The sequence below is a fragment of the Microvirga sp. 2TAF3 genome (assembly GCF_052114965.1).
Taxonomy (GTDB): domain Bacteria; phylum Pseudomonadota; class Alphaproteobacteria; order Rhizobiales; family Beijerinckiaceae; genus Microvirga.
On record NZ_JBFRFT010000013.1, the window covers coordinates 1 to 19,893 of the forward strand.

General features: G+C 64.3%; 22 protein-coding genes. 6 read left to right on the plus strand and 16 right to left on the minus strand.

The annotated features are described in order from the left end of the window. The 9 genes from AB4Y97_RS13670 to ygfZ all read right to left on the minus strand — a co-directional run. A partial coding sequence (locus tag AB4Y97_RS13670) for a 1-deoxy-D-xylulose-5-phosphate synthase N-terminal domain-containing protein (RefSeq protein ID WP_441999696.1) occupies window positions 1-159 on the minus strand: 159 nt, incomplete at its 3' end. Between the two features lie 99 nt (window positions 160-258). Then, window positions 259-507 (minus strand): exodeoxyribonuclease VII small subunit, encoded by a 249-nt coding sequence (locus AB4Y97_RS13675; protein ID WP_441999599.1) that lies wholly within the window; start codon window positions 505-507, stop codon window positions 259-261. A 35-nt stretch (window positions 508-542) separates the two neighbouring features. Next, complete coding sequence (locus AB4Y97_RS13680) at window positions 543-3,221, minus strand: DUF2339 domain-containing protein (RefSeq protein ID WP_441999600.1); 2,679 nt, start codon at window positions 3,219-3,221, stop codon at window positions 543-545. A gap of 53 nt (window positions 3,222-3,274) precedes the next feature. Continuing rightward, a complete protein-coding gene (locus AB4Y97_RS13685; protein WP_441999601.1) occupies window positions 3,275-3,793 on the minus strand; it encodes a tyrosine phosphatase family protein in 519 nt (172 codons plus the stop codon). 48 nt (window positions 3,794-3,841) lie between these two features. Continuing rightward, on the minus strand, window positions 3,842-4,444 hold the full coding sequence (locus AB4Y97_RS13690) for a YfbR-like 5'-deoxynucleotidase (RefSeq protein WP_441999602.1): 603 nt from the start codon (window positions 4,442-4,444) through the stop codon (window positions 3,842-3,844). Beyond that, on the minus strand, window positions 4,444-5,052 hold the full coding sequence (locus AB4Y97_RS13695) for a DNA-3-methyladenine glycosylase I (protein WP_441999603.1): 609 nt from the start codon (window positions 5,050-5,052) through the stop codon (window positions 4,444-4,446). Before AB4Y97_RS13695 ends, AB4Y97_RS13690 begins: the two co-directional genes overlap by 1 nt. A 236-nt stretch (window positions 5,053-5,288) precedes the next feature. Next, window positions 5,289-5,930, minus strand: a complete 642-nt coding sequence (locus tag AB4Y97_RS13700) for an FMN-binding negative transcriptional regulator (protein WP_441999604.1) — start codon at window positions 5,928-5,930, stop codon at window positions 5,289-5,291. Window positions 5,931-6,116: 186 nt separating this feature from the next. Next, window positions 6,117-8,072: a PAS domain S-box protein gene (locus AB4Y97_RS13705; RefSeq protein ID WP_441999605.1), complete on the minus strand. Its 1,956-nt coding sequence runs from the start codon at window positions 8,070-8,072 to the stop codon at window positions 6,117-6,119. Between the two features lie 120 nt (window positions 8,073-8,192). Then, window positions 8,193-9,071, minus strand: a complete 879-nt coding sequence (gene ygfZ / locus AB4Y97_RS13710; protein ID WP_441999606.1) for a CAF17-like 4Fe-4S cluster assembly/insertion protein YgfZ — start codon at window positions 9,069-9,071, stop codon at window positions 8,193-8,195. A gap of 266 nt (window positions 9,072-9,337) precedes the next feature. On the opposite strand from ygfZ, the gene AB4Y97_RS13715 reads away from it, so the two are divergent. Continuing rightward, window positions 9,338-10,672: a dihydroorotase gene (locus AB4Y97_RS13715; protein WP_441999607.1), complete on the plus strand. Its 1,335-nt coding sequence runs from the start codon at window positions 9,338-9,340 to the stop codon at window positions 10,670-10,672. 8 nt (window positions 10,673-10,680) lie between these two features. Here the strand turns inward: AB4Y97_RS13715 and AB4Y97_RS13720 are convergent, their stop codons facing one another. The 5 genes from AB4Y97_RS13720 to AB4Y97_RS13740 all read right to left on the minus strand — a co-directional run bounded on the left by AB4Y97_RS13720 (window position 10,681) and on the right by AB4Y97_RS13740 (window position 13,743). Beyond that, the gene (locus tag AB4Y97_RS13720; RefSeq protein WP_441999608.1) at window positions 10,681-11,064 is read right to left on the minus strand and encodes a VOC family protein; all 384 of its coding nucleotides are present in this window, start codon (window positions 11,062-11,064) and stop codon (window positions 10,681-10,683) included. A gap of 44 nt (window positions 11,065-11,108) precedes the next feature. Then, entirely contained in the window at window positions 11,109-11,366 is a 258-nt protein-coding gene (locus tag AB4Y97_RS13725; protein ID WP_441999609.1) for a hypothetical protein, read from the minus strand. Window positions 11,367-11,613: 247 nt separating this feature from the next. Continuing rightward, a complete protein-coding gene (locus AB4Y97_RS13730; protein WP_441999610.1) occupies window positions 11,614-12,147 on the minus strand; it encodes a TIGR02301 family protein in 534 nt (177 codons plus the stop codon). Further along, the gene (locus AB4Y97_RS13735) at window positions 12,144-12,593 is read right to left on the minus strand and encodes an NUDIX hydrolase (protein WP_441999611.1); all 450 of its coding nucleotides are present in this window, start codon (window positions 12,591-12,593) and stop codon (window positions 12,144-12,146) included. The genes AB4Y97_RS13730 and AB4Y97_RS13735 overlap by 4 nt, the downstream gene beginning before the upstream one ends. A gap of 10 nt (window positions 12,594-12,603) precedes the next feature. Then, a complete protein-coding gene (locus AB4Y97_RS13740; protein WP_441999612.1) occupies window positions 12,604-13,743 on the minus strand; it encodes a citrate/2-methylcitrate synthase in 1,140 nt (379 codons plus the stop codon). Between the two features lie 75 nt (window positions 13,744-13,818). Between AB4Y97_RS13740 and AB4Y97_RS13745 the strand changes: the two genes are divergently transcribed. Then, window positions 13,819-14,886, plus strand: a complete 1,068-nt coding sequence (locus AB4Y97_RS13745; RefSeq protein ID WP_441999613.1) for a citrate synthase/methylcitrate synthase — start codon at window positions 13,819-13,821, stop codon at window positions 14,884-14,886. A gap of 102 nt (window positions 14,887-14,988) precedes the next feature. Here the strand turns inward: AB4Y97_RS13745 and AB4Y97_RS13750 are convergent, their stop codons facing one another. Further along, a complete protein-coding gene (locus tag AB4Y97_RS13750; RefSeq protein ID WP_441999697.1) occupies window positions 14,989-15,711 on the minus strand; it encodes an SDR family NAD(P)-dependent oxidoreductase in 723 nt (240 codons plus the stop codon). A 346-nt stretch (window positions 15,712-16,057) separates the two neighbouring features. After that, entirely contained in the window at window positions 16,058-16,666 is a 609-nt protein-coding gene (pdxH, locus tag AB4Y97_RS13755) for a pyridoxamine 5'-phosphate oxidase (protein WP_441999614.1), read from the minus strand. Between the two features lie 47 nt (window positions 16,667-16,713). On the opposite strand from pdxH, the gene AB4Y97_RS13760 reads away from it, so the two are divergent. From AB4Y97_RS13760 to AB4Y97_RS13775, 4 genes are all read left to right on the plus strand, one after another. Beyond that, window positions 16,714-17,187: an RT0821/Lpp0805 family surface protein gene (locus tag AB4Y97_RS13760; RefSeq protein ID WP_441999615.1), complete on the plus strand. Its 474-nt coding sequence runs from the start codon at window positions 16,714-16,716 to the stop codon at window positions 17,185-17,187. 224 nt (window positions 17,188-17,411) lie between these two features. Further along, window positions 17,412-18,353 carry a DnaJ C-terminal domain-containing protein gene (locus AB4Y97_RS13765; protein ID WP_441999616.1) on the plus strand — a complete coding sequence of 314 codons (942 nt, stop codon included), beginning with the start codon at window positions 17,412-17,414 and terminating at the stop codon, window positions 18,351-18,353. Between the two features lie 124 nt (window positions 18,354-18,477). After that, window positions 18,478-19,302, plus strand: coding sequence for an enoyl-ACP reductase FabI (fabI, locus tag AB4Y97_RS13770; RefSeq protein WP_441999617.1), 825 nt, complete (start codon window positions 18,478-18,480; stop codon window positions 19,300-19,302). After that, entirely contained in the window at window positions 19,299-19,892 is a 594-nt protein-coding gene (locus AB4Y97_RS13775; RefSeq protein ID WP_441999698.1) for a histidine phosphatase family protein, read from the plus strand. The genes fabI and AB4Y97_RS13775 overlap by 4 nt, the downstream gene beginning before the upstream one ends. Window position 19,893: the final 1 nt, after the last annotated feature.

A 19,893-nucleotide genomic window follows, 5' to 3' on the forward strand; every position in this document is an offset into this window, starting at 1 on the left:
CACGCCCAAGCCGGCGCCGAGATGGCCGCCGGTGACCGAGACCGCATCGATGGTCTCGGCACGCAACTCATCCGCCAGCTGCCGCAACTGGGCTTCGGACAAAAGACGCAGATCGGAAGGGGTCGCTATCGTGTCGAGAAGAGGTGTGGACAAAGTCACTCTCGCCTGGGCGTTCGTAAAGGGCACTCATCATGCCAAATAGTGTTCTGAAAGGGGCGGGTCAAACGGCCGGCTTGGCCGTTTGACTGCCTGTCCAGACTATTCGTCCACGTCGAGGGGCGTTTTTCCGGCAGCTTGGCCGTCGGGACCGATGGTGATTTTCTCGATCCGGGCTTCGGCTTTCTTGAGAAGCTGTTCGCAATGTTTCTTCAGGGCTTCGCCGCGCTCGTAGATCGCAATCGAATCCTCGAGCGGAACGTCGCCGCGCTCGAGACGTCGCACAATCTCCTCAAGCTCGGCCAGGGCCTTCTCGAAGGGAAGCGTCTTGATGGATGTGGTGTCGCTCATGCCGCCGTCCGCCAACTTATTCTACTCCGAAAACCTTAATGTGAGGCCGCGGCATCGCCCGGCCGTTGCGCGAGCAGCCTCTGATAAACGAGACCGATGCCGATGAGAACTAGCCCGAGGCCGATAAAGGACAGGGCTCGCACGACGCCTTCCAGATTGGCCAGGTCGATGATGAAAACCTTCAGGACGGCGAGGACAAGATATACCGCCGAGGCGAGACGGGCAAAGCGAATATCGCGCAAAAGCCCGACACCCAGAAGCGCGATGCCGGTGAGAAGAAGCGCGACGGAATAGCTCCATTGCTCGCCCTGGCTGAACCCGCGCCAGAAGCCGAGATTCGGCCCCTGGAAAATCCGCCTGATCTCAAGGCCCACATAGGTCATCTGCAGCAGCATGCCGAGGATGGCCGAGGTCCGGGAATAGAGGGACGGGCGCGCGTCCTGCTCCGCGAGAGCGAGCAGGATGGCGAGGATCGACGGCAGCAGATAGGCCGGAATCAGGGCGTTGAAGAACGTGCCGCCAGGGATCGGTTCATCCGTCAGGAGCGGGTTTTCGAAGACGAGAAGCCCCGCTGCGCAGAGGGCGACGGAGACGAGCTTGAAGATCAGCGAACCCCAGCGATAGACCGGGTCGGTCCTGCGGATATCGAGGCGTGTCAGCAGGATCGCGAAGGCGAGGCTTTCTGTCGCAAGAAGGCCGGCCTCCAGCAGGTTGAAGCGGTCAGCCAGCGGGTCCCCCGCGTGGAGGGCATGGCGGATCTCGAAGAAGACGAGGAAAGTCGCAAAGACGATGCTGAGGCTCTCCGTCAGCTGGACCACCCGGTCGCGGCCGGTCCGTTCGAGAAGACGGCTCGCCAGAAAGAACGAGACGGCAGGGATACCGTAGCCCCAGAGCAGCCAGTTCACGATGAGCGGGCCGGGATTGCCCTCGACGATGGTCGGGTTCCAGATCAGGCGCCCGAGGACGATCAGGCCGATGGCGCCGACCGCATAGCGCAGGGCGGGAATGGATATCCGGTCCGCAACCCAGGTCGTTCCGAGCGCCGTCAGGGCGAAAGCCACGGTCAGCATACCCTTGTCGAGGGCGAAGGTCAGGCCAAGGGCGAGAGCGGCGAGCGCCGCCGAGGCGGTGGCGCCGATGCCAAGGCGAATATTGGCTGCCTCCCTGTCCGGCTGACGGCTCAGCCAGGTGATGGCGGATACGAAAGCCAAGGCAAGCATGCCCGCCACCAGGGCGAAGGACAGGCTGCGCTCGAATTCCGCGACCCGCCAATAGGCCGCGACAAGCGCGAGCAGGGGACCCGCTGTCGCAGCACCCGCATACCACGCCGCAATCGCCAGAGGCAGGTTGCGGGAGCGGGCGAGCCGGAACAGGGATGCGCCTGCAATCACAGGAGAGGAGATGAGTGCGAAGGTGAGATAGGAGCCGAGCGCGTCGGGACGAAGCGCGAAGGCGTCGCCGCTTTGATAGAACAGGTTTCCCGGGTCTTTGCCGAGCATGGTCCTGATCGGCCAGACGATAAGGGCTCCAACGGTGGCGAGTGCGGCCCAGGCGGCAGCGGGCGAGGCGGGCGCGAAGCGGATGCCGGTGGCAAGCAGGATCAGGGCGATGATTCCGACGAAGACCGGCCGCGCATCCCCGGCGACGACGGAGCTTGCGACGATCACGCCGGCCATGGCGAAGGCGAGCAGGGTGAGGGTCGCATGCCAATCGATGCTGGCCTCGTCGTCGGTGCCGTTCCTATAGGGGTCGACCACCAGAAAGAACGCCGCGAAGGCCGTTTGAATGGCCAGATGCACCATCGCAGGCAGGGCATCCGCACTGTCGAGGAGGAAGATCGGCAGCGCCCAGGCGAGTGCGCCCGCTGCGCCGGCAAGCGCGAGCCAGCGCCATAAGCGAAGCCGCGCGACGCCGTAGGCCGGGAGAACGACGAAGGCGAGATAGACCACCAGCGCCCAGGGTTGCGGCCGGTGGGAGGACACGAGAAGGGGACTGCCCATCGCGCCGACGAGGCCGAGCGCGGCGAGCGTCGGGCCGTGCAGGGTCGCGGCGACCATCGCCAGCACCGCGATGGCCCCGAGAAGAACGAAGACCGTTCCCGGCCCGATGAGATCGTAAAGCGCGTAAGCCGCATAGGCCGACGCGAAGGCGGTGCAGGTCCCCGCCGCCGTCAGGATGCTGGGCACGTTCGCTGCGGGAATGCCCGGCAGGGCAATGGCCCGCTCCTGTCGGCGCAGCCATTCGCCCGCACCGATGAGGCCGAGCGCGAACAGTCCGCCCAAAATGATCCGGGTCGTCGGGTCGAGCAGATTCTGCTCGATGGAGTAGCGGACGAGGAAAACGCCGCCGAGAGCGAGCGCGATGCCGCCGACCCAGACGGCCCAGCGCGTGCCGAGCTTCTCTTCGAACCCTTGTCCCTGAGGGGGCATGGTCGGTGCCGCGGCGGCGATGGCGGGAACCGGCGTGCGTGGCGCTTCGGGCTCGGCCGGAGCCGGCGGGGCGGGAGGGACTTCCTCCTGTCTCGTTTCGGGAGGAGCCTCGGGTGCGGCAGCCGTCTGGACCCGTCGGGCGCGCAACTCCGCTTCGATTCTATCAAGCCGTTCCGTCAGCGCGGCCACGCCGCGGCGCGCCTTTATGGCAAGCACGAGGCCTATGATCGCGCATATCGGAAAGGAGAGGGCGAGCAGGATGATGAGAAGCGTATCGATGTCCAAGGTCAGCCTCTAGGGTTCTGCCACAGGACAGCGATACTCTCACGCGGAATCGGCTAGCCCCTGTTAAGCTGTAACATGAAGGGCGTGCCCTCCATAGCCTCCGCGCCGCGGCCGATATTGTAGATGGCTTCCACCATGCGCCCCCGGCGTCCGAGCAGATCGTCGGCAAGCGCGACGAATTTCGCATTCGGGGTCGCTGTCGGCGAAGCAAGGCGCAGCGCCGCGGCGATCTCGACCTCGTCCCGCTCGGGCGCAAGCGCGCAGGCGGAAATATAGGCGGCGGCGGTGGAGCGGCTGATCCCGGCCCAGCAATGGAACACGAGCGGGCTTTCCCGGCCCCAGGCGCGTACGAAGGTGAGAAGCTGCTCGATATGCTCGCTGGCGGGCAGGATATGCCCCTCCAGCGGCTCCACGATGTCGCTGACGCCGATGAAGAGGTGGCGGTCCGGCGTGATCGCCGTGGGCCTTTCGACAAGGGAGCCGTCATTGATCAGCGTCACCACATGGCTGGCGCGGGTTTCGGCGACGGTGTCGTGCAGGCGGGACAGGGAGCAGACGTGCAAGGTCGGCATGGTCGTTCTCTCATTCGAAGAGACATGCCTTACACGATTCGGATGGCCTTATGAGGGAGGCGCGGCTGTTGCCGCCAGAATCCGCTCTCGGTAGCGCTCCTGCGCCTCGGCGACCGGCCAGGGATCGAGATAGGCCAGGATGGTGCGGGGCATCGGCTCCGGCCTGCCGAAGATCTTGATCGCCTCCTCGCGGGAAAAGCCCGCGAGCTTCGTCGCTTCGAGAAAGGCCGCCTGCCTGTCGGCGCGCTTGATGAAGCGCTTGAGGACGGCCGAAGGCTCGGCGGGCAATCCGAAATGGAGATGGATGGCCGCGAGCAGCCGCCCCTCGACCGCCTTGTAGGCATCGCCGATCACCGCCTTGAAGGGCGAGATGATATCCCCGATCACATATTCCGGCGCATCGTGCAGCAGCACCGCGAGCCGCCAGGGCGACGACATGTCGGGATCGAGATGCGAGGCGATGGCTTCCACGAGCAGGCTGTGCTGCGCCACGGAGAAGATGTGAGACCCTTCCGTCTGCCCGTTCCAGCGCGCCACGCGGGCAAGCCCATGGGCGATGTCGTCGAGCTCCACGTCGAGGGGCGAGGGATTGAGCAGGTCGAGACGCCTGCCGGACAGCATCCGCTGCCAGACCCGGGGCTCCTTCGCCATCACAGCTTCTCGGCGAGCGCCGCACACTCGGCGTGGCGGAAGCACCCGGTGAGGTGATCGTTCACCATGCCGACCGCCTGCATGAAGGCATAGACGATGGTCGGGCCGACGAAGTTGAAGCCCTCGGCCTTGAGCGCCTTGGAGACCCTGCGCGACACATCCGTTTCGGCCTGCACCTGGGAGCGGCTCTTCAGGTTGTTCTGGACGGGGTGCCCGTCGATGAAATCCCACAGGAAATTCGAGAAGCCGCCGCGCTCCTGAATCGCGAGCCAGGCCCGTGCTCCTGCGATGGTGCCCTCGATCTTGGCGCGGTTGCGGACGATGCCCGCATCCAGCATCAGCGCTTCCACCTGGGCCTGATCGAAACGCGCGATCACGGCCGGATCGAAGCCCGAGAAGGCGCGGCGGAAGTTCTCGCGCTTGCGCAGGATGGTGATCCAGGAAAGGCCGGCCTGAAAACCGTCGAGAATGAGCTTCTCGAACAGGGCGCGGTCATCGAATTCCGGCACGCCCCATTCGGTGTCGTGATAGGCGACATAGAACGGGTCGGTGCCGGGCCACCAGCAGCGGATTTTTTGGTCGGGATGTTGGATCAGTCCATCACTCATGCGGATGGTTTAGCTTCGTCGCGGGGAATGGGGAAGATCCGGCTCTGCGGAAAGATATCGCCTAAGCACCGTCATTCCGAGGCGAGCGATAGCCCGGAATCTATAACCGCCAACGTTGCAGAACGAAGCGGTTGGCTTATCACCCTCATTCTGAAACGTCGTGCTTATGGGTTTCCCCGCTTCGCGTGGCCCTTCGGGTCGGGCTCCGCTACACGGGTCCGGAATGGCGGAGGGTGTCACCCTTTCGCCCCAAGCGTCTCCACCAATTCCGCCATTTTCTGCGATGCCTCTTCAGCACTGCGGCGCAATCCTTCGCTCACGCCCTTGCGGTCGGCTTCCGAGCGGTTCTGGCTGACCTTCCACTTGCCCTCGATTCGGGTGATTTCGATGGCGATGCCGACGATGCCCTTGAGCTGCGCCGCGATAAAGGGAGGCGGCGCGTCGCTCACAGCCCAGGGTTCGGGGTGGGAGGCTTCCTGAAGGGCCGTCAGTTCGGCGATCTGCCCCATGACCCATTCGGGGTCGTCGATCACGGTCATGCGCCCATAGACCTGCACTACGGCGTAGTTCCAGGTCGGCACGACCTTGCCGGTCTCGCGCTTCGTCTCGTACCAGGACGGGGTGATATAGGCGTCCACGCCCTGGAAGATGGCGAGAGCCTCCTGCGCGGGATCGAAATCGCGCCATTGCGGATTGGCCCGGGACAGATGGGCCTTGAGAATCCCATGGGGCGAGGCCGATGCATCGAGAAGGAACGGAACCGGATTGGCCGTGAGGCCGGAGCCACCCATGGTCACGAGCATGCCGAGCGGGTGGGACCGGATGAAGTCGTGCTGAACCTCGAGGCGCTCTTCGCGGAAATGCGGCGGCTGGTACATGTCACACCCGTAAATGGATCCAGGAAGTAGTACCTGCTGCTTGCGGCCATTGGCCAATTAAAATTCCGCTGCGGATCCATCACGCGAAGCGATAGGTGAGGCGGGGACTATCTGGCCCGACTCACCCATGATCTACCCATAAGGTTTTCAAGACCTCATGAAAGCGGGACACTTCAGCATGGGCGGTCAGGGCTTCGAGCGAAGTTGCCGCAGCTTGTCGGCGAGCTCGGTCCAGCGATACGGCTTGCTGATGAAGGAGACGTCATCCGGCAGCCCCTGGGCCGGCAGCGTCGATATCGGATATCCGGATGCGAGAAGGATCCTGATGCCGGGGCGCAGGTTTCGGGCTTCCTTGGCCAGATCGAGGCCGCTCATGCTGCGCGGCATCACCACATCGGAGAACAGCACATCGATCTGAGCAGCGCTCTTCAGGACGGCGATGGCGGCAATGGCGTCAACTGCCGTGAGGACTTCGTATCCCAGGCTGTCGAAGATCTCACAGGCGATGTCCAGCACTTCCGGCTCGTCCTCGACGATCAGCACCGTGCCGGCGCTTTGCCGGATCTGGCGATTGTCCCCGGACTGATCCTCCGCTTCCTCCTCGTCCTCGTTACCTTCCTGGGCCGGCAGAAGCATGATGACGGTCGTACCCTTGCCGGGAGCGCTGTCGATTTTGATGTGGCCGCCCGATTGCGTGACGAAGCCGTAGACTTGGCTCAATCCGAGGCCGGTGCCCTTGCCGACCTCCTTCGTCGTGAAGAAAGGCTCGAAAGCCCGGCCGAGCGTGTCGGAAGACATGCCCTGGCCCGTATCCGTCACGGTGACGCAGATGTATTCGCCCGGTTTCAGGTTGGTTCCGCTGCAGCCTTTCTCGTTCAGAATAACATTGCTCGTCGCGATCTTCAGGATGCCGCCATCCGGCATCGCATCGCGTGCATTGACCACGAGATTGAGCAGGCCGGTTTCAAATTGCGGTCCGTCGATGTTCGTCGATTTGAGGCGAGGGGCAAGGGACATCTGCACCTCGATGGTTTCACCGCAGGCGCGGCGCAGAACCGGCTCGAATCCCTTGATCAGGGCATTCGGATTGTTCAGCTCGGGCTGAAGCGGTTGCCGCCGCGAGAAGGCCAGCAATTGCTGAGTCAGCTTCGCGCCCCTCTCGGCTGCGCGCTGTGCGCTCTCGATCAGGCGGGTATCGCGCGGATCGCAGGCGCTGCGGGTCAGCAGATCGAGGTTGTTGACGATGATCGTCAGGAGGTTGTTGAAATCGTGTGCGATCCCGCCCGTGAGTTGGCCGACCGCCTCCATTTTCTGAGACTGGAAAAGGGCAGCCTGGGTCTGAGCGAGCGCTTCCTGTGCGTTTTTCCGCTCGGTGATGTCGCGGGTGATCTTGGCGAAGCCGATCAGTTTCCCTCTGTCATCGTAGATCGGGTCGATGACCACGCTGGCCCAGAATTGGGAGCCGTCCTTGCGGACGCGCCAACCCTCGCCCTCGAACTTGCCCTCGCGAGCTGCGGTTCCGAGTGCAGTCTTCGGAAAGTCGATGGCGCGGTCCTCGGGCGTGTAGAACCTGGAGAAATGCTCTCCGATAATCTCGTTCGCGAGATAGCCCTTGATACGCTGCGCCCCAGTATTCCAGTTCGTCACGTGCCCTTTCGGGTCCAGCATGTAGATGGCGTAGTCCGTGACGCCCTGGACGAGCAGACGAAAGCGTTGCTCGCTTGCCTTCAGCGCGTCGTCCGCATTTTTCCGCTCGGTGATGTCGCGGGTGATCTTGGCGAAGCCGATCAGTTGGCCTCTGTCATCGAAGATCGGGTCGAGGACCACATGCGCCCAGAATTGGGAGCCGTCCTTGCGGACGCGCCAACCCTCGCCCTCGAACTTGCCCTGCTCGCGGGCCGTCTTGAGGGCGCGTTGCGGAAGTCCGGACGCGCGATCCTCGGGCGTGTAGAACCTGGAGAAATGCTCTCCGATAATCTCGTTTTCCGTATAGCCCTTGAAGCGCCGAGCACCCGCATTCCAACTCGTGATGGTCCCGGTGGGATCCAACATGTATATGGCATAATCGGTGATGGAAGAGACGAAAAGCCGAAGGTGGCTATCGTCGTCCGCCAGTGTTCGATGCGCTGTCAGAGCATTCATCAAGGGCTCCCCTGGCACGCCGACGTCGGGCGTCCCCCCCGTTGCGTTATAGAGCTGACCCTAAGTAACGCAAGCCGATCCCGTCCGTTCCTGGGATCCGGCTTCCGGGCTTGGGCGCTCTCAGACCTGGGGCGCTGCCTCGCCTGGGAACGGGAAATTGATCCAGGCGGGCTTCTCCAGCGCGACCGGGATGCCGCCGGCGCGGATCGTCTCGCCGGCGGCAAGCGCATCCGCGGCCCGGTCGAGGCGGATCATGATCAGGCCATGGCCTTTCGCACCGGTGCCGGTCTTGCCCAGGGTTTTCTCCCCCGCCGTGACCTCGACCCCGACTTCCGCCGCGAAGCCGCCCTCGTAGACGGCCGGCACGATCCGCGTACGCGCCGTGCCCCGGTGCTGCATGCGTGAAACGACCTCCTGGCCCACATAGCAGCCCTTGTCGAAATCGACGCCGTGGAGCTGATCCATCAGGGCCTCGTGCGGAAAGGCGTCTCCGAAGAGGAAATCCCGGCCGCCCTCCGGCACGCCGAGAGCGATGCGGCGGGCATGATAATCCTCGGCCGAGCCTTGTGCGAACTCGACAGCGTCCTCCGCCGCCACGATGGCGCGCCAGCCCAGGGCGGGCAGGCGCGGGTCCTCGGCCACGAGACCGGCCTCATCGGCGGGTTTCGGGGTATCCCAGCCGGCGACGACGGCAAGCGTATCCGAGCGGTCCTCGATGGTGATCTTGGCTCTCAGCTTGTAGAAGCCGAGACGCTTGGCGAGATCGGGCGCGAAGACCCTCATGACGTCGAGGTAGTATCCGCCGCCGATATCCTGCGGAGCCTCGAACACGATGAAATCGAACAGGATCTTGCCCTGCGGCGTCAACAGTGCCCCGAGACGCGCCGCCTGCGGGGAGACCCGATCGAGATCGGATGTGATGAGTCCGTCGAGAAAAGACTTGGCGTCTTCGCCATAGACCCTTACCACGCCCCGGTCGGATAAATGAGCTGACGGCATATTTCGCTCCAGTTGCTCTTGACTGAAGCGTGACATATGCCCGGTCGGGATTGGCCTCAAGGCCTTAAGCTCTGAAGAGCCTTATTCTGAGGGCGCACGGAGCACCGTCTCGCAGCCTCATCCTGAGGAGTCGCGTAGCGGCGTCTCGAAGGAGGATCCAGTTTGCCCTGGAGACGCCTATCCTTCGAGACGGACCTGCGGTCCTTCTCAGGATGAGGCTGTGCGACGCCTGATTGGATGCAGTTTTCTTGAGCGGAGTGGAAAGCATGCCCCAAATCTTCGACCTGATCCTCAAAGGTGGCATCGTCGTGAACCACGACGGACGCGCCGAGCGCGACGTGGGCATACGAGGCGGCACCATCGCCGCCATCGGCGACCTTTCCAGTGCTTCCGCAGGCCGCGAGGTCGATTGCCGGGGGCTGCATATCCTGCCGGGCGTCATCGACACGCAGGTGCATTTCCGCGAGCCCGGCCTCGATCACAAGGAGGATCTGGAATCGGGCTCCCGCTCCGCCGTCATGGGCGGTGTCACGGCGGTGTTCGAAATGCCCAATACCGATCCGCAGACCACCAGCGCCGAGGCCCTGGCCGACAAGGTGAGGCGCGGGCACCACCGCATGCATTGCGATTTCGCCTTCTGGGTCGGCGGCACGCACGAAAACACGGGGGACGTGGCCGAGCTGGAGCGCCTGCCGGGTGCTGCCGGCATCAAGGTGTTCATGGGCTCGTCCACCGGCTCGCTCCTTATCGAGGACGACGAGGGCATCGCCAATATCCTGCGCAACACCCGCCGCCGCGCCGCCTTCCACTCGGAGGACGAGGCCATGCTGCGCGAGCGCAAGGGCCTGCGCATCGAGGGCGATCCGCGCTCCCATCCGGTCTGGCGTTCGGCGGAGGTCGCGCTCGCCTGCACGCAGCGCCTCGTGCGGATCGCGCGCGACACGGGCGCGCGCATCCACGTTCTCCACGTCACCACGGCGGAGGAGATGGCGCTTCTGAAGGATTACAAGGATCTCGTCTCGGTCGAGGTCACGCCGCATCACCTGACCCTCGTCGCGCCCGACGCCTATGAGCGCCTCGGCACCTATGTGCAGATGAACCCGCCCGTGCGCGACGAATTCCACCGCCACGCGATCTGGGAGGGCCTCGACGAGGGCATTGCCGATATCCTCGGCTCCGATCATGCGCCCCACACCCGCGCGGAGAAGGACAAGACCTATCCCAACACGCCCTCGGGCATGACCGGCGTGCAGACGCTGGTGCCCATCATGCTCGACCATGTGAATGCGAGCAGGCTCACTCTGGAGCGCTTCGTCGACATGACGAGCGCCGGCCCGAAGCGCCTCTTCGGCATCGCCCGGAAAGGCCGCATCGCGGTCGGCTACGACGCCGACTTCACGGTGGTCGACCTCAAGCGCCGCGAGACGATCACCAATGATTGGATCGCTTCCAAATGCGGCTGGACGCCCTATGACGGCATCACCGTCACCGGCTGGCCCATCGGCACCATCGTGCGCGGCAACGTGGTGATGTGGGACGGCTCCCTTGAGACACCTTCGCAGGGTGAAGTGGTGCGCTTCGAGGAGACGATGGGCGGGTAGAAAAACGCCTATCTCTCCCAGGCCGCGTTCTGAAACACGATGCGATATCCGTCGGGGTCTTCGAAAGTTGCGCCCTGACGATCCCAATAAGGATTCAGGGAAGGCACCGGAACGAAGCCCGCCGCTCGCATGCGTTCGACCGCGGCCTCCCAAGCCTTGCGATCCGGCAGATAGAAGACCAGCAGATTGTCCTGCGTCGGCGCGCGCCCGACCCGATGACCGCGTTGATGCGTGAATTCGAGATGCCACATGAACCCGGGGTGGCCGAGCATGATTCCGTCGAACCCGTCGTGATCCGCGAACGCGCCGAGAACATCGAAACCGGCACCGTCACGATAGAAGCGAACGACTTCATCGAGCTGATCCGTCGGTCTCGCGACACGCAGTTTCATATTTGTCATACCGTCAGCAGCTGCGCATCCGGATCGAGTTGATCTCAGTGCTTCAGCGCGGTCGAGAACCCGCCGCTGCGGATCTTGTCCGGCAGGCCGGCGGCGTATTCGGCCACTGCGTCCTCGCCATAGGTCGCGACGAGTTCCATGAAGGCCGCGAAAAGAGCGGCCTGCGCCATGCAATCGCCGTCGAGCCCGTCAAGCTCGGCCTCGGCGAAAGCCTCGGTCACATAGCTCAGGGCCGCCTGCTTGATGGCGCTCAGTTCTTGCAGGTCGGAGAAAGGGACGTCGTTATCGTTCATGATCAGGGCCCCTGTGCGGGGCGAGCGCGCGAGTTCTGGTGACTCGAATTTACCCGGCTCGCCTGCACGCCGCTACCATCTCCTTGCAAAGAGGTTAACGCGAGAGGGAAGGACCTAAAAAATGTGGATAAATCAGCGCATCGTGCGGAAAAACGGCCCCGGTTTTCTGCACGGAACGATGCGCTGTTTCAGGAACTGAACATCGGAATCAACCCCAAAAGTGGAGGCCACTTTTGGGTCCGATGCTCTAGCCGCCGTAGCGGCTGGCGATGTTGCGGGCGAGAAGCTCGCCTTCCTTCAGATAGCGGGTCGAGGCAGCCTCCGCCGAGGCGGTGCAGATCCGATAGGTGAGGGCCCAGGCCTGGTAGCCTTTATTATAGGCGCCCGCGAGCCGTTCCTTCCGGCCGGGCGTCGTTCCCTCCGCATCGAGGAGAGCCTGCATGCGGTTCTGCCATTCGCCCGCATCCGGAGCGGAGCAGAGTGGCCGCAGGAGGGCCAGCGAACCCATGATCTCGGCAAGCCGCAACAGGTCCTTCTCATAGGGCGCGGGCGGCGGCTCGACGGGGGCTGCGGGTTCGGCCTTTTCCTTTTCCTTGGGGGCGGCTGGCCGTGGGGCCTGCTGCTGCGGACGCCGCTGCGGCGGCGGACGAAACTGCGGTTGCTGCTGGGGAATGTAATCGGGCTGGCGGGGAGGCCCGAAAAGTCTCTCGAAGAAATTCTGGGCGCTCGCCGGCTCGGCGAACACCAGAAGCGCGGCGCCGATCAGGGAGATACGCTTCATCGCGCGGCGTCCCGCCGTTCCAGCCTGAAGGCCTGTTCCAGAATGGCGGCAAGGCCCGGTGTCATGGGCAGTCCGACGATATCCTGCTCCGTGACCCAACGGATTTCCCTTGCTTCCGGACCTGTCTGAGGCTCGCCGGAGACCCAGCGGGCTGCATGGGCGGCGATGACGACGTGATGCTTTATACGGCCTTCCGCATCCCTTTCAATAAATTCGACGGGTGCGATCAGGCCGATCAGCTTGGCCTTAACACGGACCTCCTCCTGAAGTTCCCGAAGGGCTGCCTCCGCCAGCGTCTCCCCGGTCTCGACCTGGCCGCCCGGCAGGGAGAACAGGTTCTCTCCAGGCGGCTTTCCCCGTGAGGCCAGAAGAACGCGCCCGTCCCGGAACACGGCTACGGATGCCGCGAGGACGGGGCGTGTCGGATAAAAGCGCGTCTCGCTCATGGGGTATAACTCATGGGGAAGGAGCCTCCTCGACAACCACATAGCGCGCCCGCGGGCGGATGAGGGAGCCCTGGCTGCGCTGCTCCACGGCGTGGGCGAGCCATCCGGCGGTCCGGCCGATGGCGAAGAGCGCGAAGGCGGCGCCGCGAGGCAGTCCATAGGCCCGCTCCATCATGACGAGGGCGGCATCGATGGTGGGCCTCCTGCCCGTCATGCCCTCGGTCGTCCGCAGAATTTCGGCATCCCAGGGCAGGAGCGGCATATTCTCGATGAGAGCGGCCCCGCGCGGATCTCCATCCGGGTAGAGCGGATGGCGGAAGCCAGGATAGGGCTGGGCGTGATCCGCGGCCGAGGTCTCGCCTTGCTCCAGGAAATCCCTGACTCTTTCCGTCTCGCCGCCATGGCGCGGGCCGCTCAGCGCAGCGAGGCCCGCGATCACCGCGTTGCGCAGCGAAGCGCCAGTGGAGGCCGTGACCCTGACCGCGAAGGCCGAAGCGCTGAGTTCGTGATCTGCGCAGAGGACGAGAGCACGCCTGATCCCGTCCGCTGCCTGAGGGGAGGCGCCCCAGGCCTCCGCCAGGCACTGATGGATGGGCTTTGCCTCCGAGGCTCCGCCGCCGCCGGCTCCCGCCATCAGGTGAAGAATTGTCGGGACCTCGGCAGCCATGGCCTCTTCCGGAACGGGCTCGGACAAGAGGCGGATGGCTCGGGTAAGGAAGGCCTGAAGCCCGATGGTTGGAAAAGTTGCAAGGCCTGTGGCCGGGAAGGGGCGCGCGAAGGTCCCGGCATCGAGCCCGCCGATCAGAAGGCGGGCGGTATCCTCCAGGGTGGCCGTCCTGGCCAGTTCCACCGCATCGACGCCGCGATAGAGGAGCCGCCCGTCCTTGATCTGGGTCAGGCTCGTCTCCAGTACCGGAAGCCCCCAGTCGAGGGCGGTCGCAGCGGCGGCGGTGGGGCGGCGGAACCGGATCCGCCGCTTCACAAGCGTCTCCACGTCGTCGAGGGCATAGAGCCTCTGGCGCGGATCGTGCGGCGAGGAAAACGAACGGATCAAGCCCCGGCTGACATAGGCATAAAGGCTCGCCCGGCTGATGCCGAGACGGCTTGAGGCTTCTTCTGCGGAGGTCAGATCGAGCGAGGGTTTGTCCATAGGTTGATATGTTGATTCAAGATTGACGGTTTCGCAATCCCGGAGTGAAGCTGATCCTCGAAAAGGAGAACCTTCATGGCAATCGGACTTGATGATGTCATCGCCGCCGAAACGATTCTGAGCCACGTGGACGGCGAGGCCGGGCGCCTGATCATACGCGGGCACGATCTGGAGGAGCTGGCGGGCCATGTGACTTACGAGAGTGCCGTCGCGATGCTGTGGGATGGGCTGGTGCCGTTGCAGGGCGACCCGCGCGCCGTCTTCGGTGAGGCGAGGGCCGGAGCCTACGCGCGGTTGTCGCCTCTTGCGGCTCATCTGAAGGGCCTCACCCCGGTCGAGGGCATGCGCCTTCTGCTGGCGGCGTTGCCGGATTCGGAGCGGGATCATGCCTCCCTCGCCGTCGGCGCGGCTGCGGTCGCCGCCGCCATGGCGGTGCGCGGTGCGCAGGGCCTTGCGTCCATCGCGCCGGACCCGAAGGCCGGCCACGCCGCCGATCTGCTCCATATGCTGCGCGGCGCGCCCGCCGACGAGGGCGAGGCCCGGGCCCTCGACACCTATCTCGTGACGATCCTCGACCACGGCCTCAACGCCTCCACCTTCACGGCGCGGGTCGTCGCCTCGACCGAGGCGGGCCTGCTCTCCTCCGTCGTTGCGGGCCTGTGCGCCTTGAAGGGCCCGCTCCATGGCGGCGCGCCGGGACCGGTGCTCGATATGCTCGACACCATCGGCAGTGCCGACAGGGCGGAGGCCTGGCTCGATGCCGCCATCGCCCGCAACGAGCGGCTCATGGGCTTCGGCCACAGGGTCTACAAGGTCCGCGACCCGCGCGCGGATGTGCTGAAGGTTGCGGCTGCGACATTGAAGGGCCGGGACAACCGCATCGCTTTCGCGGAAGCCGTGGAAAAGGCGGCGCTGGCGGTGCTGGCGCGGAGAAAGCCCGGTCGGCGGCTCGATACCAATGTGGAGTTCTATACCGCCCTGCTGCTCGAAGCCTTGAGCGTTCCTCGCGAAGGCTTCACGCCCCTGTTCGCGGCGGGCCGCACGGCGGGCTGGGTGGCGCATGCAATCGAGCAGGCCAGGGCCGGCCGCATCATTCGGCCCCAGTCGCGTTATGTCGGGACATGGCCGGCGGAAGCCGCCTAGGCGTTAGAGCGTGCATTCTGACGGATTCAGAACGCACGCTCTATCTCTTTGTTGGCGCATCGTTTTTGCGAAGAACCGGGATCCACTTCTTCGCACGATGCTTTACACGTGCTGCCCGCCATTGATGTGCAGCTCCGCGCCGTTCACGTAGGATGAGGCATCGGTGCACAGGAAGTAGATGGCCTTGGCCACCTCGTCCGGGGTGCCGAGGCGGCGCTGGGGAATCTGCTCCACGAGTTTTTCCGTGCCGGGGGAGAGGATCGAGGTGTCGATCTCTCCCGGCGAGATGGCGTTGACGCGAACGCCCAGGGGCCCGAAATCGGCGGCCATCTCGCGGGTCAGCGAGGCCAGCGCCGCCTTCGAGGTGGCATAGGCCGCACCCGCGAAGGGATGGACGCGGGAGCCCGCGATGGAGGTGACGTTGACCACCGAGCCCTTGGCGCGGGTCAATTCGTCCACGAGGCCGCGTGCCAGCATGATCGAGGCGAAGAAATTCACCTGGAACACCTGCACCCAGTCCTCGTAGCGGGTGTTGAGTGCGCCCATGCGCGCGCCGCCGGGAGCTTTCGGTGAAATACCGGCGTTGTTGACGAGCGCGTGCAGCACGCCGCCCTCGGCCTGGAGCCGCTCCTTCACGTCTGCGATCGCCCGGCGCGTGTCGTCGGCGTCGGCGAGATCGACCTGGAGATGGTCTTCCGGCCCCATCTCCCAGGGGCAGTTCTCGGGAAAGGCATGCCGCGAGCAGGTGATGACCCGCCAGCCGGCCGCGGAGAAGCGCTTCACCGTGGCATGCCCGATGCCGCGGCTTGCGCCGGAAAGCAGCATGATGCGGCGGGAATTTGGGGTCGATGAGGACATGGAAGACCTTGAATGAAAGGCGCGGACCCTATTCCGAACAAAGGTCAGGGTCTACGGCCCGCAGATTGATCTGCAGATTGATCTCTTGCGAGATGTAATGATCTTTTCCGGTTTCGGAATGGTTCCGTCCCGCTTCACTGTCATTCCGGGGCGAACGATAGCGAGAGCCCGGCCCGAAGGGCCACGCGAAGCGGGGAAACCTATAATCATGACGATTGAAAATAAGGCGCAGCGGCTATCGTTGCGTCTCATCCGGAAAAGTCAGCGTTTATGGGTTCCGGGCCCGGCCCGATGGGCCGTCCCGGAATGACGCTTACGGATAGAGCCGCGTCTTGCGCCATCCCTCTCCCTCGCGGGTGAAGACCACGCGGTCGTGAAGGCGGAAGGGCCGGTCCTGCCAGAACTCGATGGAGACGGGGGCGATGCGGAAGCCCGTCCAATGGGGTGGGCGCGGCACTTCGCCGATGGCGTATTTCGCCGTGTTGACGGCCACGGCCTTTTCCAGGGCGAAACGGCTTTCCAGGGGGCGCGATTGCTGGCTCGCCCAGGCTCCGATCCGGCTGTCGCGCGGGCGGCTCTGGAAATAGGCGTCCGCCTCCGCGTCGCTCACCAAGGTCACCGGGCCGCGTGCCCGGATCTGCCGGCGCAGGCTCTTCCAGTGCATGACGAGAGCCGCCTTGGGCTGGCCGATGAGCTCGCGGCCCTTGTTCGATTCCGTGTTGGTATAGAACACGAAGCCGTTGTGATCGGCGCCTTTCAGAAGGACCATCCGCACATTGGGCAGCCCGTCCGCATCCACGGTCGCGAGCGCCATGGCGTTGGGATCGTTCGGCTCGGAACGCGTGGCTTCCTCCATCCATGAATGAAAGAGGTGCCAGGGCTCTTCGACTTCGGTGAAGTCACCGCTTGTTAACTGATTCAAGGCTTTATCCTGCTTCTGTGATTTTTTCGTTCCGGGAGATCCGACGCGTGAAGAAGGCCGATGCGCGCCGTTATAGATCAGACGCTCTCCTGAGCGAAGCTTTGAAAATCACCGTGGCGGGGGTGATCGCCCTGTCCACGGCCGCCTGCAGTTTCTCCTCTTCCATCGTCGGCTTCGAGGAGGAGGAGCCGCAGGCGACGGGCTCCGTTGCAAAGGCCGCGTCCCCCCTGTCGCCGGATCTGAACGAGGAGGACTGGCGCCGGGCCAAGGCCGCCTTGAGCGTGGCGCTCGATCCTCAAGGGGCGGGCACCCAGGTCTCATGGGACAATCCGGAAACGTCCCGGAAAGGCAGCTTTTCTCCCTCGAGCGCGCCTTTCGTGAAGAACGACGATATCTGCCGCTCGTTCCTGGCCCAGCTTGCCGGGCCGACGGTCGCCTCGCTGGAAGGAACCGCCTGCCGCCCCTCGGGGGGCGAATGGGCGATCAAGGAACTCAAGCCGGCGAAATCGGCCAAGGCTTGAATTCCTCGATGCAGCTCGGCCGTTGCATGGGAGCAACACTTTCCCATATTGGTTGTTGAAGCTGGTGAGCGGTCCCGATCGTGTCCGGCGACCTCCAATCTGATGGTTGGAGACCGATTCAGCTTCGTTGAATCGGAAACGGCCTCTAGAGTTTTTGTCTGATCGCATGGTCTGGCGGCGGGACGGTATCCACTTCGCCGGAACATGCCTTAATGGATTTAACAATGCGCAACCCCTACGACATTCTCGGCGTGCCCCGCTCCGCGAGCGAAGCGGAGATCAAGAAGGCGTTCCGCAAACTGGCCAAGACCTACCATCCGGATCGCAATGCGAGCGATCCGAAGGCCAAGGACAAGTTCGCCGAGGCGAATTCGGCTTACGAGATTCTCGGCGATGCGCAGAAGCGCGCCCAGTTCGACCGGGGCGAGATCGATGCGGAAGGAAAGCCGCGTTTCCAGGGCTTCGAAGGCTTCGGCGGCGGGCGCGGCGGAGGCCCTCGCCCGGAGGATTCCGCAGGCTTCAACTTCAATGCCGGCGGCCCCTTCGGTGGGCGGCGCGGCGCACGCGGGGCCGAGGCGGGCGAGGATATCTTTTCCCAGCTCTTCGGCGAGGCCTTCCGCTCGGCCGGGGAAAGCCAGCGGCGCGGGCGCGCCAAGCCGCAAAAGGGGGAAGACGTCGCTGCGACCCTCACCGTGACCCTGGAAGAGGTCGCGAATGAAGCGAAGAAGCGCGTCAAGCTTCCGACCGGCCGTGACGTGGACGTGGTCATTCCCAAAGGCGTAACGGATGGGCAGGTGATCCGCCTGCGCGGGCTGGGGCAGGGGGCTCCCGGGAACGATCCGGGCGATGCCCTGCTGACCATCAATCTGGCACCTCACGAACGTTTCACCCCGGAGGGCCCGAACCTGCGGCTGCGGGTGCCGATCGAGATCGAGGAAGCCGTTCTCGGCGGCACGATCCGCGTGCCGACCCTGACGGGTGCGGTCGAGATGTCGATTCCGCCCATGACCAATTCGGGCCGGACCTTCCGCCTGCGCGGCAAGGGCCTGCCCGGCAAGAGCGGGCCGGGCGATCTCTTCGCGACAATGGAGATCAGGCTGCCCGAAATCGTGGACGAGGATTTGATGGAATATGCCCGCAAGCGCCGCTCGGCCAAGGCGAAATAGCTTTCTTTCCTATCCGAAGATGCGCATTTGCCGGGGTAAGTCCGCGAGGTCTCTTCCCCCTGGACACTGTGTCGGTTAAAGAAGCCATCTTTCTGACGTGTCCAGCGACGATTTAAGGTGAATCATGGCAGAGACAACGGCGCCCGGCATTCTGGCCGGAAAGCGCGGCTTGATCATGGGGGTTGCGAACAACCGTTCGATCGCCTGGGGCATCGCGCAGGCTGCTCGCAAGCATGGGGCGGACCTCGCCTTTACGTATCAGGGCGATGCTTTGAAGAAGCGTGTCGAACCCCTGGCCAAGGAACTGGATGCCGCCGTCGTCGGTCATTGCGACGTGACGGACGGTGCCTCCATCGACGCCGTGTTCGACGAGGTGAAGAAGCTTTGGGGCTCCATCGACTTCGTGGTCCATTGCATCGCGTTCTCCGACAAGGATGAGCTGACCGGCCGCTATGTCGAGACGAGCGAAGGCAATTTCACCAAGTCTCTCCTCATCTCCTGCTATTCCTTCACGGCCATCGCCCAGCGGGCCGAGAAGCTCATGAATGACGGCGGCTCGCTGCTCACGCTCACCTATTACGGCGCCGAGAAGTGGATGCCCCACTACAACGTCATGGGCGTGGCGAAGGCGGCTCTCGAGGCCTCCGTGCGCTATCTCGCGGCCGATCTCGGGCCCAAGAACATCCGCGTCAACGCCATCTCCGCAGGTCCGATCAAGACGCTCGCCGCCTCCGGTATCGGCGATTTCCGCTATATCCTGAAGTGGAACGAGTACAACTCGCCGCTGCGCCGCACCGTCACCACCGAGGAGGTCGGCGAGACGGCCGCCTATCTCGTCTCCGACATGTCCCGCGGCATGACTGGCGAGATCCTGCATGTGGATGCTGGTTACCATGTCGTCGGTATGAAGAACCCCGAGGCGCCAGACCTTTCCCTCGATAAAGACTGATCGTGAGCCGTCCCACGATCTACTTCATCCGCCACGGCGAGACGGATTGGAACGTCGAGGGCCGGCTCCAGGGGCAGAAGGACATTCCGCTCAACGATCTCGGCCGCGTACAGGCGGAGGAGGCGGGGCGCCGCCTTCAGGCCCTCGTGCCGCATGTGGAGGATCTCGATTACGTGGCGAGCCCCATGGGCCGCACCCGCGAGACCATGGAGCTGCTGCGCGAGGCCATCGGCCTCAACCCGACCTCTTACCGTCTGGACGACCGCCTGATCGAACTGACTTTCGGGGCCTGGGAGGGCCTGACCTGGAAGGAAGTCCGCAAGCTGGAGCCGCAGCTGGCGGCCATGCGCGAGCGGGATAAATGGAATTACGTCCCGCCTGGTGGCGGTGAGAGCTACGCCATGCTGGCCGATCGGGTCCGTCCGATTCTGGACGATCTGACCCGCGACACGGTGCTCGTCGCCCATGGCGGCGTCGCCCGCGCTTTCCTGGCAGTCGTCTGCGGGGTCTCGACCCGGCACGCGGCCAGTATCGACATCTGGCAGGGCAAGATTCTCGTCATCGAAGACCGCAAGCATTACTGGGCGTGAA